The 15,044-nt window shown below is 61.4% G+C and carries 20 protein-coding genes; 6 read left to right on the top strand and 14 right to left on the bottom strand.

Translation table 11 applies throughout. The features are described from left to right. Nucleotides 1–61: 61 nt before the first annotated feature. The 4 genes from B1722_RS09490 to trmB all read left to right on the top strand — a co-directional run bounded on the left by B1722_RS09490 (nt 62) and on the right by trmB (nt 2,304). Nucleotides 62–433 (top strand): DUF423 domain-containing protein, encoded by a 372-nt coding sequence (locus B1722_RS09490; protein ID WP_041063556.1) that lies wholly within the window; start codon nt 62–64, stop codon nt 431–433. Nucleotides 434–513: 80 nt separating this feature from the next. Then, on the top strand, nt 514–714 hold the full coding sequence (gene thiS, locus B1722_RS09485) for a sulfur carrier protein ThiS (protein ID WP_161794890.1): 201 nt from the start codon (nt 514–516) through the stop codon (nt 712–714). A gap of 60 nt (nt 715–774) precedes the next feature. Continuing rightward, on the top strand, nt 775–1,569 hold the full coding sequence (locus tag B1722_RS09480; protein WP_007964131.1) for a thiazole synthase: 795 nt from the start codon (nt 775–777) through the stop codon (nt 1,567–1,569). 9 nt (nt 1,570–1,578) lie between these two features. After that, entirely contained in the window at nt 1,579–2,304 is a 726-nt protein-coding gene (gene trmB / locus B1722_RS09475; RefSeq protein ID WP_027610572.1) for a tRNA (guanosine(46)-N7)-methyltransferase TrmB, read from the top strand. Nucleotides 2,305–2,433: 129 nt separating this feature from the next. On the opposite strand, the gene B1722_RS09470 is transcribed toward trmB, so the two are convergent. From B1722_RS09470 to B1722_RS09420, 11 genes are all read right to left on the bottom strand, one after another. Further along, the gene (locus tag B1722_RS09470) at nt 2,434–2,982 is read right to left on the bottom strand and encodes an RNA 2'-phosphotransferase (protein ID WP_041063550.1); all 549 of its coding nucleotides are present in this window, start codon (nt 2,980–2,982) and stop codon (nt 2,434–2,436) included. Nucleotides 2,983–3,112: 130 nt separating this feature from the next. Then, nucleotides 3,113–3,436 carry a DUF3392 domain-containing protein gene (locus B1722_RS09465; protein ID WP_003229134.1) on the bottom strand — a complete coding sequence of 108 codons (324 nt, stop codon included), beginning with the start codon at nt 3,434–3,436 and terminating at the stop codon, nt 3,113–3,115. 22 nt (nt 3,437–3,458) lie between these two features. After that, nucleotides 3,459–4,664 (bottom strand): radical SAM family heme chaperone HemW, encoded by a 1,206-nt coding sequence (gene hemW, locus B1722_RS09460; RefSeq protein WP_086792267.1) that lies wholly within the window; start codon nt 4,662–4,664, stop codon nt 3,459–3,461. Beyond that, the gene (gene rdgB / locus B1722_RS09455) at nt 4,661–5,257 is read right to left on the bottom strand and encodes an RdgB/HAM1 family non-canonical purine NTP pyrophosphatase (protein WP_086792265.1); all 597 of its coding nucleotides are present in this window, start codon (nt 5,255–5,257) and stop codon (nt 4,661–4,663) included. The genes hemW and rdgB overlap by 4 nt, the downstream gene beginning before the upstream one ends. Continuing rightward, nucleotides 5,254–5,688, bottom strand: coding sequence for a DUF4426 domain-containing protein (locus B1722_RS09450; protein WP_086792263.1), 435 nt, complete (start codon nt 5,686–5,688; stop codon nt 5,254–5,256). Before B1722_RS09450 ends, rdgB begins: the two co-directional genes overlap by 4 nt. 26 nt (nt 5,689–5,714) lie before the next feature. Then, a complete protein-coding gene (gene metW / locus B1722_RS09445; RefSeq protein WP_003229126.1) occupies nt 5,715–6,335 on the bottom strand; it encodes a methionine biosynthesis protein MetW in 621 nt (206 codons plus the stop codon). A gap of 7 nt (nt 6,336–6,342) precedes the next feature. Continuing rightward, a complete protein-coding gene (locus tag B1722_RS09440) occupies nt 6,343–7,482 on the bottom strand; it encodes a homoserine O-acetyltransferase (RefSeq protein WP_086792261.1) in 1,140 nt (379 codons plus the stop codon). Between the two features lie 228 nt (nt 7,483–7,710). Beyond that, on the bottom strand, nt 7,711–8,007 hold the full coding sequence (locus B1722_RS09435; RefSeq protein ID WP_086792259.1) for a DUF167 domain-containing protein: 297 nt from the start codon (nt 8,005–8,007) through the stop codon (nt 7,711–7,713). Then, on the bottom strand, nt 8,004–8,594 hold the full coding sequence (locus B1722_RS09430; protein WP_041063533.1) for a YggT family protein: 591 nt from the start codon (nt 8,592–8,594) through the stop codon (nt 8,004–8,006). Before B1722_RS09430 ends, B1722_RS09435 begins: the two co-directional genes overlap by 4 nt. A gap of 10 nt (nt 8,595–8,604) precedes the next feature. After that, the gene (proC, locus tag B1722_RS09425; protein ID WP_027610579.1) at nt 8,605–9,423 is read right to left on the bottom strand and encodes a pyrroline-5-carboxylate reductase; all 819 of its coding nucleotides are present in this window, start codon (nt 9,421–9,423) and stop codon (nt 8,605–8,607) included. Nucleotides 9,424–9,451: 28 nt separating this feature from the next. Then, entirely contained in the window at nt 9,452–10,138 is a 687-nt protein-coding gene (locus B1722_RS09420) for a YggS family pyridoxal phosphate-dependent enzyme (protein ID WP_041063527.1), read from the bottom strand. Nucleotides 10,139–10,194: 56 nt separating this feature from the next. On the opposite strand from B1722_RS09420, the gene B1722_RS09415 reads away from it, so the two are divergent. Beyond that, complete coding sequence (locus tag B1722_RS09415; protein ID WP_041063525.1) at nt 10,195–11,229, top strand: type IV pilus twitching motility protein PilT; 1,035 nt, start codon at nt 10,195–10,197, stop codon at nt 11,227–11,229. Between the two features lie 121 nt (nt 11,230–11,350). On the opposite strand, the gene B1722_RS09410 is transcribed toward B1722_RS09415, so the two are convergent. Then, a complete protein-coding gene (locus tag B1722_RS09410) occupies nt 11,351–11,977 on the bottom strand; it encodes a C40 family peptidase (RefSeq protein ID WP_086792257.1) in 627 nt (208 codons plus the stop codon). Nucleotides 11,978–12,225: 248 nt separating this feature from the next. Here B1722_RS09410 and B1722_RS09405 point away from each other — a divergent pair, with 248 nt between their 5' ends. Then, nucleotides 12,226–12,657 carry a TM2 domain-containing protein gene (locus tag B1722_RS09405; RefSeq protein ID WP_041063521.1) on the top strand — a complete coding sequence of 144 codons (432 nt, stop codon included), beginning with the start codon at nt 12,226–12,228 and terminating at the stop codon, nt 12,655–12,657. A gap of 107 nt (nt 12,658–12,764) precedes the next feature. Here the strand turns inward: B1722_RS09405 and B1722_RS09400 are convergent, their stop codons facing one another. After that, nucleotides 12,765–14,036 carry a dihydroorotase gene (locus tag B1722_RS09400; protein ID WP_086792255.1) on the bottom strand — a complete coding sequence of 424 codons (1,272 nt, stop codon included), beginning with the start codon at nt 14,034–14,036 and terminating at the stop codon, nt 12,765–12,767. After that, entirely contained in the window at nt 14,033–15,037 is a 1,005-nt protein-coding gene (locus tag B1722_RS09395; protein WP_041063517.1) for an aspartate carbamoyltransferase catalytic subunit, read from the bottom strand. Before B1722_RS09395 ends, B1722_RS09400 begins: the two co-directional genes overlap by 4 nt. Nucleotides 15,038–15,044 lie beyond the last annotated feature (7 nt).

Genomic DNA, 15,044 nt, shown 5'->3' with positions numbered 1-15,044 from the left:
CCGAACCGATGGAGCGGGCCATTATACAGACCCTGCCGAACGAGTCTGACTGGAGTTCCACATGCTGCGTGGCTTTCTGATGCTGGCCGCTTTCTTTGGTTTTACCGGTGTGGGCCTGGGCGCCTTCGCCGCTCATGGCCTGAAAAACCGCCTGACCCCCGAGTATCTGGCGATTTTCCACACTGGCGTGACCTATCAGCTGGTGCACGCTTTGGCGTTGTTTGGTGTTGCACTGTTGGCCTCGCAGATTCAGGGGCGTCTCGTCGCTTGGGCGGGGGCATCGTTCACCCTCGGTATCCTGCTGTTCTCCGGCAGTCTGTATGTGCTGACTACCACCGGCATCAGCAAGCTCGGCATCATCACCCCATTCGGCGGGCTGGCGTTTCTGGTCGGCTGGCTGTGCCTTGGGCTTGCCGCCTGGCGCCTGCAGTAAACCGCTTGACGCTTGGTGCTGACCTTTAGGTCATGATCGGGCTAGAATGCCACCCCCTAAAAATGATGGCGGCCTGGCGCATGCGCATTCAGTTGAACGGCGAATCCCTTGAACTGCCCGACGGTGAAACCGTTGCGGCCCTGATTGCCCGTATGGACCTGACCGGTCGGCGGGTGGCAGTTGAACTCAATCTGGATATCGTCCCGCGCAGTCAGCATGCCGACACCGTTCTCAATGACGGCGACCATGTTGAAGTGGTGCACGCCATCGGCGGCGGCTAGTCGCCCGGCCCGCAAGGGCACAGAATTCTGCAAGACCCTCACCCCTAAAGAGGATTCCCCATGAGCATCGTTCGCAGCGACAAGCCTTTTGTTCTGGCCGGTCGTACTTACCAGTCGCGTTTGCTGGTCGGTACCGGCAAGTACCGTGACATGGAAGAAACCCGTCAGGCCATCGAAGCCTCGGGTGCCGAGATCGTCACCTTCGCCGTGCGCCGTACCAACCTCGGCCAGATCGAAGGCGAGCCGAACCTGCTCGAAGTGCTGTCGCCGGATCGCTACACCTTCCTGCCGAACACCGCCGGTTGCTACGACGCTATCGAGGCCGTGCGCACCTGCCGCCTGGCCCGTGAGCTGCTCGACGGCCACAACCTGGTGAAGCTGGAGGTGCTGGCCGACCAGAAAACCCTGTTCCCCAACGTGATCGAAACCCTCAAGGCCGCGGAAACGCTGGTCAAGGAAGGCTTCGACGTGATGGTTTACACCAGTGATGACCCGATCATCGCCCGGCAACTGGCGGAAATCGGCTGCATCGCGGTCATGCCGCTGGCCGGTCTGATCGGTTCCGGTCTGGGGATCTGCAACCCGTACAACCTGCAGATCATCCTCGAAGAAGCGAAAATTCCGGTGCTGGTGGATGCCGGTGTCGGTACCGCCTCCGACGCCACCATCGCCATGGAACTGGGCTGTGACGCCGTGCTGATGAACTCGGCCATCGCCCACGCCCAGCAACCGGTGATGATGGCCCAAGCCATGCAACACGCGATCGTCGCGGGCCGTCTGGCCTACCTCGCCGGCCGCATGCCGAAAAAACTCTATGCCAGCGCCTCTTCGCCGCTGGATGGTCTGATCAAGTAAGAGCCATTGATGACTGAATCGAACGACACGCCTATCCAGACGGAAGAGGGCGACGAGCGCCAACACCGCCGCATCAAGAGCTTCGTGATGCGCGCCGGGCGCATGACCGAAGGCCAGCAACGTGGTCTGGACCAGGGCGCGCCGCTGTACGTGCTGCCGCTGGCCGACGCGCCGGTGGATTACGATCAGGTGTTCGGCCGTTCGGCACCGCGCTCGCTGGAGATCGGTTTCGGCATGGGCCACTCGCTGCTGGAAATGGCCGCGGCGGCACCGGATCAGGACTTTATCGGTGTGGAAGTGCACCGTCCGGGTGTTGGCGCGCTGCTCAATGGCGTGCTGACTCAGGGCCTGACCAACCTGCGGGTCTACGATTGCGACGCGATCGAAGTGCTCAACCGCTGCATCGCCGACAACAGCCTCGATCGCCTGATGCTGTTCTTCCCTGACCCGTGGCACAAGAGCCGTCACCACAAGCGTCGCATCGTTCAGGCGTCCTTCGCCGAACTGGTGCGCAGCAAGCTGAAGGTCGGCGGCATCCTGCACATGGCCACCGACTGGGAACCGTACGCCGAGTACATGCTGGAAGTGATGAACGTCGCCCCGGGCTACCGCAACCTCGCCGAAGACGGCAAATGCGTACCGCGCCCGGCCGAGCGCCCGATCACCAAGTTCGAACGCCGCGGCGAACGTCTTGGGCATGGCGTGTGGGATCTGAAGTTCGAGAAAATCGCTTAAGCAACATGCAATAAAAACGGTGGGAGCGAGCTTGCTCGCGAATGCGATGGATCATTCAACGCTGAGTTGACTGACACTACGCCTTCGCGAGCAAGCTCGTTCCCACAGTTGTTTTGGGTGTTCGAGAAATTACAGGGTAGAGATGAAGCGCGCCGGCACCTGTTCTGTCAGCCAGACGCCGTTTTCGGCCTGAAAGAACTTGAAGCCCTGTTCTTCCATCTGCCGTGCGGCGACTTGCAGAATCACCACGGTGCCATAGCGCTTCCCGACGGTCGAAGCGGTGCCGATGTCTTGGGAAAGGTGCACGTGATGGCGTGATCCCGGGATCAGACCCTGTTCTTTGATTGAATCAAGAAAGCGCGTTGCTGTGCCGTGATACAGCGTTTGCGGTGGCGGTTTCTGCTCGAACTGCAGATCCACGCTTTTCGTTGAGTGGCCCTGAACCGCACGAATCAGTTGGCCGTCCTCGGAAATCGAGAAGCGCTTCTTGTCGCTACTTGTCACGACCGCTTCAATCAGTTCGCGATCCAGTTCATGACCGTCACGCGCAGCGCCGCTGATCAGTGCGTCGATATTCGCCCAGCCTTCAGAATCCAGCACCAGACCGATCGCCTGAGGTTCGTGGCGCAATACGAAGCTGAGAAATTTGCTTGTCTCGTCCAACAGTTTTTTGCTCATGAACTTCCCTGTCTCTTGGCGCAATCGAATGTAGGAGCTGCGGCACGCTGCGATCTTTTGATCTTGATTTGAAGATCAAAAGATCGCAGCGTGCCGCAGCTCCTACAGTTGTTTTGGGGGTACTGAAAGATCAGCGGCGGTCAGCGACGACGCCGATCAGCACCAGCACCACCAGCAACACCGGCGCCAGGCTGTAGTTGTTGAACTGGCTCAGGCCCTTGACTACCCACGGCGTGGCGTAGATCAGGGCGGCGCCGCTGCCGATCACGCAGAGCAGGGCCATCAGTGGTACGCGCAGGGCGCCGGCGATGCTGCCCAGGCGTTGTTCGACCCAGCCTTTGAAGTCGGCGCCGAACAGCACCAGCAGGCAGCCCACCAGCGCCAGGGCGATTTCCGAGAGGTTGCTGCGGCTCCAGCGGGACACGGTGGCGAGCAGATCGAGTATCAAATCCATGCGTTTTCCCTTGGGGCTGAAATCAGTTCAGAAATTGTTGCAGCAAGTCGTTGAGGAACAACTGTCCGCGCTCGGTGGCCGCCAGACGTGACGGTTCGACCTGCAACAGGCCACTTTGTTCTGCCGCTGCCCGGCCTTCTGCGAGGCTTTCCAGCGGCAGGCCGGTGCGTTCGGGATACAGGCGTGATTCCACCCCGGCAGTCAGGCGCAGGGCGTTCATCAGGAACTCGAACGGCATCTCGTCATTGCTCAGGGCTTTCTCGCCGGCCTGGAAACTCTTGGCTGGGTTGAGATAGTCCTTTGGCAGGCGTGTCTTCCAGGTGCGCACGATGCGCCCGTCCGGATGGCTGAGCTTGCCGTGGGCGCCGGCGCCGATGCCGATGAAGTCGCCGAAACTCCAGTAATTGAGGTTGTGCCGCGCCGGCCGCCCGGGCTGGGCATAGGCCGAGACTTCGTATTGCGCGTAACCGTGCGCGGCCAGCAGCGCTTGTCCGGCCTCCTGAATGTCCCACAGCGTATCGTCTTCCGGCAGCACCGGCGGCTGGTTCCAGAACACCGTGTTCGGCTCCAGTGTCAGCTGATACCAGGAGATGTGCGTCGGTTTCAGTTCGATGGCCTGACGCAGGTCGCTCAAGGCATCGTCCAGCGACTGATCGGGCAGGCCGTGCATCAAGTCGAGGTTGAAGTTATCGAACCCGGCCTGACGCGCCATACCTGCCGCGCGCACCGCTTCGTCGCCGTTGTGGATACGTCCGAGGGCTTCGAGTTTCTGCTGCTGGAAGCTCTGGATGCCGATCGACAGGCGATTGATCCCCAGCTTGCGGTACGCGACGAACTTCTCTTGCTCGAAGGTGCCTGGATTGGCCTCCAGGGTGATTTCGATGTCATGCGCAAACGGGATGCGCTGCTCGACGCCTTTTAGCAAGCGCCCGAGCGCTTCGGCGCTGAACAGACTCGGCGTACCGCCACCGAAGAAGATCGAGCTGATTTCACGGCCATACACCGCGTGCAGGTCCTGATCCAGGTCAGCCAGCAACGCGTCGACGTATTCCTGTTCCGGCAGCACCGGGCTGGCGGTGTGCGAGTTGAAATCGCAATACGGGCATTTGCGTACACACCACGGGATGTGGATGTACAGCGCCAGAGGCGGCAGCGTCGGCAGCGGCGCCCGAGGCGAAGAGGCGGCGCCGCCGATGATCAGCGACGACGCGGAGGGGTTGTCGGTCATTTCAAACCCAGACGCTGGCGCAGCAGATCCATTGCACGGGCGCGGTGGCTGATCTGATTCTTGTCGGCCGGGCTCAGTTCGGCGCTGGACACGTCACGCTCCGGCACCCAGAACAGCGGGTCGTAGCCGAAACCGTGCTCGCCGCTGGCGGCGCTCAGGATGCGCCCGTGCCACAGGCCTTCGCAGAGGATCGGCAGCGGATCATCGGCATGCCGCACCAGTGCCAGCACGCAGACGAACTGCGCACCGCGCTCGGCTTGCGGCACGTCTTTAAGCGCGTCGAGCAGTTTGGCGTTGTTCGCCGCATCACCCTTGCCGTCGGCATAGCGCGCCGAGTAGATGCCCGGCGCGCCGCCAAGGAAATCCACCGCCAGACCCGAGTCATCAGCCAGTGCCGGCAGCCCGGAGATGCGCGCGGCATTGCGCGCCTTGAGGATCGCGTTCTCGACGAACGACAGACCGGTTTCTTCCGGTTCGACCTTGCTCCATTCGCCGATCGAGCGCAGTTGCACCGAATCGCCGAGCATGGCCTGGAGTTCCTTGAGTTTGCCGGCGTTATGGCTGGCCAGTACGAGTTGCGTGAGGTTCATCATTCGCCGGGAAAGAGTTCTTGGTTGAAGTTGATGGTGTTGATCTTGTCGCCGTTCTGCACCTTGATTTCAAAGGTGCGGGTTTCCTGCTGCTCCACCGGGTACTGCGCGATGTAGTAGATCGCGCCTTGTTCGGTGACCTGGCGGAAGTTCAGGGTCACGCTCTGGCTGGTCAGGTCTTTGATCGTGCCAGTGACGTTGGCGATCAGCGGTTTGCCGTCCTTGATCACCGAGACGTTGATCACGCCCTGGTTCTTGCTGCGGATCAGCTCGGCTGCCTTGGCAATCTCGGGTGTCAGGAAGGTCGAGTTGAAGGTGTTGTAATGCACGGTAACGTCACCGAACACTTCCTTGCGTTCGCCCTTGATGGCATCGGCGGCCACCGCCGACAGACTCAGGCAGGCGGCCAATAGCACAGTAATCAAGCGACCCATGATCGTTCTCCTCGAAATGTCGTGGTTCAGACCGCGACCCGATGATCTGCAAGCACCGGGCTGCTGACGCGGTAGATACCAATCTCACCTAACAGATTAGGCCATAGCTTACTGGCCCACCCGTGGCGGTGCTGTTGATCCACGGCAAGCCGATCAATGACCTTCGCATCACGTTCGCGACAAAGTTCTTCAAAGTCTTCGAAGGTGCAGAAGTGAATGTTCGGCGTGTTGTACCAGGTGTACGGCAGAAATTCCGACACCGGCATCCGGCCCTTGCTTGCCAGGTACCAGCGGCAGCGCCAGTGCCCGAAGTTGGGGAAGGTGATGATGCACTGACGACCGACCCGCAGCATTTCGTCGAGGATCTTGTCCGGGTAATGCACGGCTTGCAGGGCCTGAGTCATGACGACGATGTCGAAACTGTTGCTGGCGAAGTTGCCCAGGCCCTTGTCCAGGTCCTGCTCGATGACGTTGATACCCTTGGCCACGCATTCGGCGATGTTGTCGGCGTCGTTTTCCAGGCCATAACCGGTGACATTCTTGTTGTCGCGCAGCCAGGTCAGCAGTTCGCCGTCGCCGCAGCCGAGGTCGAGCACGCGGCTGCCGGCGGGGATCCATTCCTGGATGATTTCCAGATCAGCTCTCATGGCTTGTTCACACCGTAATTCGGTTCATGTAATTGCCGAACGCCTGCAAATAGCGCGGAATCGGAATCAGGAAGGCGTCGTGGCCCTGGGGTGCATCGATTTCCAGATAGCTCACGTCTTTGCGTGCCGCCATCAGCGCGTCCACCAGTTCTCGCGAGCGGGCCGGGGAGAAGCGCCAGTCGGTGGTGAATGACATCACGCAGAACTTGGCGGTGGCGTTTTCGAAAGTTTTTGCCAGGTTATCGTCGAAGTTCGCCGCCGGATCGAAGTAGTCCAGCGCCTTGGTCATCAACAGGTAGGTGTTGGCATCGAAGCGCCCGGAGAACTCTTCGCCCTGATAGCGCAGATAGCTCTCGACCTGGAACTCGACGCTGTGGAAGTCGTAGTTGAGCTTTTCACTCTTCAGGCCGCGACCGAATTTCTCGCCCATCGAGTCGTCGGACAGGTAGGTGATGTGCCCGACCATGCGCGCCAGCATCAGCCCGCGCTTGGGGATCACCCCTTGTTCCTGGAACGAACCACCGTGGAACTCCGGGTCGGTGAGGATCGCCTGACGCGCGACTTCGTTGAAGGCGATGTTCTGCGCCGACAGCTTGGGCGCCGAGGCGATAGCCAGGCAGTGACGCACGCGATCCGGGTAGGTGATGGTCCACTGCAAGGCCTGCATGCCGCCGAGGCTGCCACCGATCACGGCGGCGAACTGACGAATGCCGAGCCGGTCGGCCAGACGCGCCTGGCTGTGCACCCAGTCTTCTACGGTGAGCACCGGGAAGTCGGCGCCAAATGGCTTGCCGGTTTCCGGATTGATACTGCTCGGGCCGGTGGAACCGTTGCAGCCGCCCAGATTGTTCAGGCTGACCACGAAGAACTTATTGGTGTCGATCGGTTTGCCCGGGCCGATGCAGCTGTCCCACCAACCGGGCTTGCGGTCGTCGGCGCTGTGATAGCCGGCAGCGTGATGATGACCAGACAAGGCGTGGCAGATCAGCACGGCGTTGCTCGCCTGTGCGTTCAGCGTGCCGTAGGTTTCGTAGATCAGGTCGTAGGCAGGCAGCGAACGGCCACAGGCCAGAGCCAGAGGTTCACTGAAGTGCGCCGTTTGCGGCGTCACCAGACCAACAGAATCGGGGGGAAAGGCAGCTGGCATCGACCCTGCTCTCGTTGAAATGAGGCGTAAGTCTAAAGACCGGGGGGGTTAGCGGCAAGCGGCCCTCACCCTAGCCCTCTCCCAGAGGTAGAGGGGACCGACCGAGGTGTTCTTTTGAGCTACACCGACCTGATCTATCCGGGCTGAACTCAGTTTCTGAAAACACCCTGGATCGGCTCCCTCTCCAGGGGGAGAGGGCTGGGGTGAGGGGTACAGACGCCGCAAAACTCAAGACAAGCGCCCAAACAACCCTGGCAAATCCGGCAGCTTCTTCGGCGAGCAGATCTTCACCCGTTTCTGCCGGTTCAGCTCGCCGCTGAGCAAACTGACCTGGCTTTTGGACACCCCAAACGCCTTGGCCAGAAAGCCCATCAGATACGCATTGGCCTTGCCCTCGACCGGCGGCGCGGTCAGGCGTATCTTCAGGCGGTCACCGTGCAGCCCGGCGAAATCATCGCTGCGGGCTGCCGGTTGCAGATGACATTCGAGGATCAAATCGTCCCCGTCCCAGCGAAACCAGCTCACATCAGCAGGCGCAGGATTTCCGGCATCATCGTCATCGCCGCCAGATTGTTGATCACCAGCATGTCGATCAGCTTCAGCGCGAGGAAGGCGAAGATCGGCGACAGGTCCAGACCGCCGAGGTTCGGCAGAATCTTGCGGAACGGTGCCAGCGCCGGCTCGCAGATCTGGTTGACCAGTTCAGCGCCCGGGTTGTGGCTGCCTGGGGCGACCCACGACAGGATCACGCTGATGATAAGGGCGAAGAAGAAGATCTTCAGGAACAGCGCGGTCACGCCGATGATCGACCAGATGAACAGCTGCAGCGGGTTACCGGTGGTGCCGTAGGTCAGCAGCAGGGTCAGGGCCATCAAGGCCAGTTGCACCAGAATTGCCAGCACCAGCGATGACATATCCAGGCCGAACAGGCTCGGGATGATCCGGCGCAGCGGCTTGAGCAGCGGCTGGGTGGCCTTGACCACGAACTGGCACAGCGGGTTGTAGAAGTTCGCGCGCACCAGTTGCAGGACGAAGCGCAACAGCACGATCAGCAGGTACAGGCTGCCGAGGGTTTGCAGCACGTAAACCGCTGCGGTGTTCAATCCAATCATGTAAGGCTCCTTATTTGCCCAGTTGTTCGGCCATTTCGGCCGAGCGGTGCGCGGCGGCGCCGAGTGCTTTTTCCACCAGGGCTTCGAAGCCATTAGCCTGGAATGATTTGATCGCGGCCTCTGTGGTGCCATTTGGCGACGTCACGCGACGGCGTAGTTCGGCAGCGTCGACATCGCTGGATACCGCCATGTGCGCGGCGCCCAGCGCCGTTTGCAGGGTCAGTTGCTCGGCGATTTCTTTTGGCAGGCCGAGTTTGACGCCGGCAGCGGTCATCGCTTCGATCAGCAGGAAGAAGTACGCCGGGCCGGAGCCGGAGACGGCGGTCACGGCATCGAGTTGCTGCTCTTCGTCCAGCCACAGCGCAATGCCCACGGCGGACAGCAGCTCTTCAGCCTGCTGACGCTGTTCGGCAGTCACTTCGCTGGTGGCGTACAAACCGCTGACGCCCTGACGCAGCAGCGCCGGGGTGTTCGGCATGCAGCGCACGATCGGCTGCTCGCCGAGCCACGCAGTCATGCTCGCGCAGGTGATGCCGGCGGCGATCGATACCACCAGTTGCTGCGGTTTCAGGCTTGGACGGATGGCTTCGCACACGGCTTTCATCGCCTGTGGCTTGACCGCCAGCACGATCACGTCGACACCGTCGATGGCCTGCGCGTTGTCAGCGAAGGTTTCGATGCCGTGTTCGGCGCTGACGCGTTGGCGGGTTTCTTCACCCGGATCGCTGGCGCGGATGTGGCTGGCTTGCAGACCCTTGGCGCGCAGGCCGCCGATCAGACTGGCGGCCATGTTGCCGGCACCGATAAAGGCAATACGTGTGTTGCTCATGTCAGGTCCTTTTTCAGATGGCTGTCGGTCATTGCTGACCGTAATCTCTGGCACCAAACAGGGCGGTACCGATCCGCACCCAGGTGGCGCCTTGGGCGATGGCCGACTCGAGGTCGTGGCTCATGCCCATGGAAAGTGTGTCGAGCGGCAGATTCAGGCTGGCCTGCAAACGTTGCACGGCAGCAAAAGCGGCGTCTTGTTCGGCGCGATCTTCGGTCGGCTCGGGAATCGCCATCAGCCCGCGCAGTTTCAATCGGGGCAGGGCGCTGATGGCCTCGGCCAGCGCCGGTAGGTCGGCCGGGGTGCAGCCGGACTTGCTGGCCTCACCACTGACGTTGACCTGAATGCAGATGTTCAGCGGCGGCAGCTCGGCCGGGCGCTGTTCGGACAGGCGTTGGGCAATTTTCAGGCGATCCACGGAGTGCACCCAGTCGAAATGCTCGGCGATAGCGCGAGTCTTGTTCGATTGAATGGGGCCGATGAAGTGCCAGATCAAGGGCAGGTCGGCCAGTTCGAGCTGTTTGCCCAAGGCTTCCTGCAGATAGTTCTCGCCAAAGTCACGCAGGCCGGCGGCGTAGGCTTCACGCAGGTCTTGTGCGGGTTTGGTCTTGCTGACCGCCAGCAACTGCACGCTGTTTTCACTGCGCCCGGCCGCTGCGGTGGCAGCCTGGATGCGCGAACTAACCTGAAGAATGTTGTCTGCTATCGTGGACATCAAGAGGCGCCGGCGGTCTGAAGGTTCGCGGCATTCTACTGGAATTGAGGGACGCTATGGATATCACTGAACTGCTGGCGTTCAGCGCCAAACAGGGCGCTTCCGACCTGCACCTGTCGGCCGGTCTGCCGCCGATGATCCGCGTCGATGGCGATGTACGGCGGATCAATCTGCCGGCGCTGGATCACAAGCAAGTGCACGAATTGATCTACGACATCATGAACGACACCCAGCGCGTCGACTTCGAGAAACACCTGGAAACGGATTTCTCGTTCGAGGTTCCCGGCGTCGCGCGTTTTAGGGTCAATGCGTTCAACCAGAACCGCGGCGCCGGTGCGGTGTTCCGCACCATCCCGTCGAAAGTGCTGAGCATGGAAGACCTCGCCATGGGCGATGTGTTTCGCAAGATCACCGATGCGCCACGCGGGCTGGTGCTGGTGACCGGGCCGACCGGTTCCGGCAAGTCGACCACGCTGGCGGCGATGATCGACTACCTCAACACCCATCGCCATCATCACATTCTCACCATCGAAGACCCGATCGAGTTTGTCCACGAATCGCGCAAATGCCTGATCAATCAGCGCGAAGTCCATCGCGATACCCGCAGTTTCGCCACGGCATTGCGCTCGGCGCTACGCGAAGACCCGGACGTGATCCTGGTGGGTGAGATGCGCGACCTGGAAACCATCCGCCTCGCACTGACTGCCGCCGAGACCGGGCACCTGGTGTTCGGCACGCTGCACACGACGTCGGCCGCCAAGACCATCGACCGAGTTGTCGATGTGTTCCCGGGCGACGAGAAGTCCATGGTGCGTTCAATGTTGTCCGAGTCGCTGCTGGCGGTGGTGTCGCAAACGCTGATCAAGAAGATCGGTGGCGGGCGGGTGGCGGCGCACGAGATCATGCTGGGAACGTCGGCGATCCGGAACCTGATCCGCGAGGACAAGGTGGCGCAGATGTATTCGGCGATTCAGACCGGTGGGTCGTTGGGGATGCAGACACTCGACATGTGCCTGAAGGAACTGGTGACCAAGGGCTTGATCAGCCGCGAGCATGCGCGGGAAAAGGCGCGTACGCCGGATAATTTCTAAAGGCTGGAATGCACCTGTGGCGAGGGAGCTTGCTCCCGCTTGAGCGCGTAGCGCTCACAAGATTTTGGGGCTGCTGCGCAGCCCGGCGGGAGCAAGCTCCCTCGCCACAGTTGATCGTGTTTCAGCGCTGAACCACGCGCATCTGCTTGCCGCCCGGTTCTTTCGGCAGCACACGCTTGGCAACCACGTAGTGCTGTTCCCAGTACGGCTTGTTCAGCGTATCGATGCTGACCGCTTTGCCACGGCGTGGTGCGTGGATGAAGCGGTCGTTGCCCAGGTAGATGGCAACGTGGTTGACCCGGCGGCTCTTGATGTTGAAGAAAATCAGGTCGCCCGGTTTCAGGTCCTTGCGTTCGACTTTCTCACCATGCCCGCTGGCCATGGCGTTGGAGGTGCGTGGCAGGTCGAACGTGGCATCGTTGAACGCATATTTGACCAGACCGCTGCAGTCGAAGCCTTTACTTGGGCTGCTGCCGCCCCAACGGTAGGGAGTACCGAGGACGTTCACCGCACGGCTCAGGACGTTGCTGCTTTCCTTGTTGGCCATCGGTGGCACCAGCTTGCCGTGATTCTTGCTGGCGAGCGTGGTGTGTTTCGTTTGTTTGCTGCTCTTGCTCGAAGGAGCCGAAGCATGGGATTTAGGAGTGAAACCGTTAACGTTGGGAAGACGTTGCTCACGATTGGTGGCGTGGGCGGCCAGTGGCATTAATAGGCAAATAGTTAGCCATGTCTTGAAAAATGGTCGCATTAGGCGTGGCTCTTAGGTGGTAGCGCGCAACTTTATAACAGCTTTTTTGTCCCTTCCGAGGCCGTTGGTCGATTCAATCGGGAGGCAACGGAACCAAACAAGCGGCAAATGGACGCGATTGTCCGACAGAAGTCCGGTGGTATAAGGCTTTGACGGACGACACAGTATCATTTGCCGTACGTCGGCTCCCTGTAAAAAAGTCACAAAGAATTAAAGAAAATTTATCTATCGAGTGAATCGAGGTCTTCATGAACCGCTATCAGCAGGTCGCTGCACCGCAGGATACGCACAGCAAAATCATCGGTTATCTGCTGTGGATTTTTGGTTTCACTGGCGCTCACCGCTTCTATTACGGCAAGCCGGTGACCGGGACGATCTGGTTCTTCACCTTCGGTCTGCTGGGCATTGGCTGGCTGATCGACGTGTTCCTGATCCCGGCAATGGATCGCGAGGCGGATCTGCGTTTCACCGCAGGGCCGATCGAATACAACGTGGCGTGGATTCTGCTGACGTTCCTGGGCGTGTTCGGCGTGCACCGGATGTACCAGGGCAAGTGGATCAGCGGGTTGCTGTATCTGCTGACCGGCGGGTTGTTCTTTGTCGGGGTGCTGTATGACTTCTGGACCCTGAATGATCAGGTATCCGTGCGCAACGCGCAGAATCGCGGCGCTTTCCAGTAATTGTGGCGAGGGAGCTTGCTCCCGCTGGGTCGCGAAGCGGCCCCTCTCTTGATCCAAAAGAAGGTCTGCTGCGCAGCCCGGCGGGAGCAAGCTCCCTCGCCACAGCGTTACGCCTGGTGGCTGATCCGCCCGTCCACCAGCGTATAGCGCACCACTCCCGGCAGAGTGTGACCGAGGAACGGGCAGTTCTCGCCCTTCGACAGCCAGCCTTCGCCGGCCACGGTGGAGGCTTTCGGGTCGAACAGCACGATATCCGCCGCACCACCGACTTCCAGTTTGCCCGCCGGCAAACGCAGCGCGTCCGCAGGCCCAGTGCTCAGGCGCGCCAGCAGGGTCGGCAGATCCAGCAGACCATCCTCAACCAGCGTCATCGCCAGCGGCAGCAGCAATTCCACACTGCTGATACCCGGCTCAGTCGCGCCGAACGGCGCCAGTTTGGCGTCGCGCTCATGCGGCTGGTGATGGCTGGAGATCGCCGAAATCACCCCGGACTTCACCGCTTCACGCAGGCCGTCGCGGTCGGCGCGGGTGCGCAGCGGCGGTTGCACGTGATACAGGCTGCTGAAGTCGATCAGCGCTTCATCGGTGAGAATCAACTGATACAGGGCGACATCCGCCGTGACCTGCAAGCCACGGGCCTGCGCCTGAGCGATCAGGGCCACGCCGCGCGCGCTGGTCAACTGGCTGAAGTGCGCGCGCACGCCGGTCTGCTCGACCAGCAGCAGATCGCGAGCCAGAGCCACGGTTTCCGCAGTTTCCGGAATGCCCGGCAAGCCAAGGAAACTGGCAACGGCACCTTCATGGGCTAGACCGCCATCGGCCAGATCGTGATCCTGCGAATTGAAAATCACCGTCAGGTCGAAAGTGGCCGCGTAATCCAGTGCCCGGCACAGGGTGCGGGTGTTGCGGAAACTCTCCAGGCCATTGCCGAACGCCACACACCCGGCGTCGCGCAGCGCCACCAGCTCAGCCAGCTGTTCGCCGTCCAGGCCTTTGCTCAGCGCGCCGATCGGAAACACCTTGGTGTTGCCGGCTTCGCGGGCGCGGTCGAGGATCAGTTCGGCCACGGCCGAGGTGTCGAGTACCGGTTTGGTTTTCGGCGGGCAGCACAGACTGGTCACGCCGCCCGCCGCCGCCGCGCGGGTTTCGCTGACGATGCTGCCTTTGCGGCTGTAGCCCGGTTCGCGCAGGGCGACGTTCAGATCGACCAGCCCGGGCGCGGCAACGAGGCCTTGAGCGTCGATGGTTTCAACGGCAGTGAAACCGGCGGGTGCGGCGCCAAGGGCGACGATCTTGCAGGCTTCAACGTGGATATCGGTGATTTGATCCAGGCCGCTGCTTGGATCGATGACGCGGGCGCCGAGAATGCTGAGCTTCACTGGGCGTTCTCCTGCTCGAATTGACGTTGCGCTGTTTGCCCGCTCATGGCCATGGACAGCACGGCCATGCGGATCGCGATGCCGTAGGTGACTTGATTGAGGATCACCGAGTGCGGGCCGTCGGCCACCGCGGACTCGATTTCCACGCCACGGTTGATCGGCCCCGGGTGCATGACGATGCAATCGGGCTTGGCTCCGGCCAGACGTGCGGTGGTCAGGCCGAACAGGCGATAGAACTCGCCTTCACTCGGCAGCAGGCCGCCGCTCATGCGCTCGCGCTGCAGGCGCAGCATGATTACCACGTCGACGTCCTTGAGGCCTTCGTTCATGTCGGTGTAGACCTTGACGCCGTACTGCTCGATGCCGATCGGCAGCAGGGTCTTCGGCGCGATCACGCGGATGTCAGGGCAGCCCAGGGTCTTCAGGGCCAGCATGTTCGAGCGCGCGACCCGCGAGTGCAGGATGTCGCCGACAATCGCCACCGAGAGGTTTTCGAAACCGCCCTTGTGCCGACGGATGGTCAGCATGTCGAGCATGCCCTGGGTCGGGTGCGCATGACGGCCGTCGCCGCCGTTGATGATCGCCACCTGCGGGCAGACATGCTCGGCGATGAAGTGTGCGGCGCCGGAATCACCGTGGCGCACGACGAACATGTCGGCGGCCATGGCCTCGAGGTTGCGCAGGGTGTCGAGCAGGGTTTCGCCCTTGCTGGCCGACGAGGTCGACACGTTCAGGGTGATCACGTCCGCCGACAGCCGCTGGGCCGCCAGTTCGAAGGTGGTGCGGGTGCGGGTGGAGTTTTCGAAGAACACGTTGCACACGGTCTTGCCGCGCAGCAACGGGACCTTCTTCACCGCCCGGGCACCGACTTCGAGGAACGAGTCGGCAGTGTCGAGGATTTCCGTCAGCAACTCGCGGCGCAGGCCGTCGAGCGAGAGGAAGTGGCGCAGCTGGCCCTGATCATTGAGCTGCAGCGGGCGCTTGGTATCTAGAGGCGTCATCGCGAGG

The organism is Pseudomonas sp. SCPG-7 (assembly GCF_002156405.1).
In the GTDB taxonomy this organism is placed as follows: Bacteria; Pseudomonadota; Gammaproteobacteria; order Pseudomonadales; family Pseudomonadaceae; genus Aquipseudomonas; species Aquipseudomonas parakoreensis.
The sequence above is the reverse complement of the archived record's forward strand: the minus strand, read 5'-3'. Positions and strand labels throughout refer to the sequence as shown.

What these genes read in the sequence shown, in the direction of transcription:
- B1722_RS09490 (WP_041063556.1), top strand. Translation starts at nt 62, where the DNA reads ATGCTGCGTGGCTTTCTGATGCTGGCCGCTTTCTTTGGTTTTACCGGT.
- thiS (WP_161794890.1), top strand. Translation starts at nt 514, where the DNA reads ATGCGCATTCAGTTGAACGGCGAATCCCTTGAACTGCCCGACGGTGAA.
- B1722_RS09480 (WP_007964131.1), top strand. Translation starts at nt 775, where the DNA reads ATGAGCATCGTTCGCAGCGACAAGCCTTTTGTTCTGGCCGGTCGTACT.
- trmB (WP_027610572.1), top strand. Translation starts at nt 1,579, where the DNA reads ATGACTGAATCGAACGACACGCCTATCCAGACGGAAGAGGGCGACGAG.
- B1722_RS09470 (WP_041063550.1), bottom strand. Translation starts at nt 2,982, where the DNA reads ATGAGCAAAAAACTGTTGGACGAGACAAGCAAATTTCTCAGCTTCGTA.
- B1722_RS09465 (WP_003229134.1), bottom strand. Translation starts at nt 3,436, where the DNA reads ATGGATTTGATACTCGATCTGCTCGCCACCGTGTCCCGCTGGAGCCGC.
- hemW (WP_086792267.1), bottom strand. Translation starts at nt 4,664, where the DNA reads ATGACCGACAACCCCTCCGCGTCGTCGCTGATCATCGGCGGCGCCGCC.
- rdgB (WP_086792265.1), bottom strand. Translation starts at nt 5,257, where the DNA reads ATGATGAACCTCACGCAACTCGTACTGGCCAGCCATAACGCCGGCAAA.
- B1722_RS09450 (WP_086792263.1), bottom strand. Translation starts at nt 5,688, where the DNA reads ATGGGTCGCTTGATTACTGTGCTATTGGCCGCCTGCCTGAGTCTGTCG.
- metW (WP_003229126.1), bottom strand. Translation starts at nt 6,335, where the DNA reads ATGAGAGCTGATCTGGAAATCATCCAGGAATGGATCCCCGCCGGCAGC.
- B1722_RS09440 (WP_086792261.1), bottom strand. Translation starts at nt 7,482, where the DNA reads ATGCCAGCTGCCTTTCCCCCCGATTCTGTTGGTCTGGTGACGCCGCAA.
- B1722_RS09430 (WP_041063533.1), bottom strand. Translation starts at nt 8,594, where the DNA reads ATGATTGGATTGAACACCGCAGCGGTTTACGTGCTGCAAACCCTCGGC.
- proC (WP_027610579.1), bottom strand. Translation starts at nt 9,423, where the DNA reads ATGAGCAACACACGTATTGCCTTTATCGGTGCCGGCAACATGGCCGCC.
- B1722_RS09420 (WP_041063527.1), bottom strand. Translation starts at nt 10,138, where the DNA reads ATGTCCACGATAGCAGACAACATTCTTCAGGTTAGTTCGCGCATCCAG.
- B1722_RS09415 (WP_041063525.1), top strand. Translation starts at nt 10,195, where the DNA reads ATGGATATCACTGAACTGCTGGCGTTCAGCGCCAAACAGGGCGCTTCC.
- B1722_RS09410 (WP_086792257.1), bottom strand. Translation starts at nt 11,977, where the DNA reads ATGCGACCATTTTTCAAGACATGGCTAACTATTTGCCTATTAATGCCA.
- B1722_RS09405 (WP_041063521.1), top strand. Translation starts at nt 12,226, where the DNA reads ATGAACCGCTATCAGCAGGTCGCTGCACCGCAGGATACGCACAGCAAA.
- B1722_RS09395 (WP_041063517.1), bottom strand. Translation starts at nt 15,037, where the DNA reads ATGACGCCTCTAGATACCAAGCGCCCGCTGCAGCTCAATGATCAGGGC.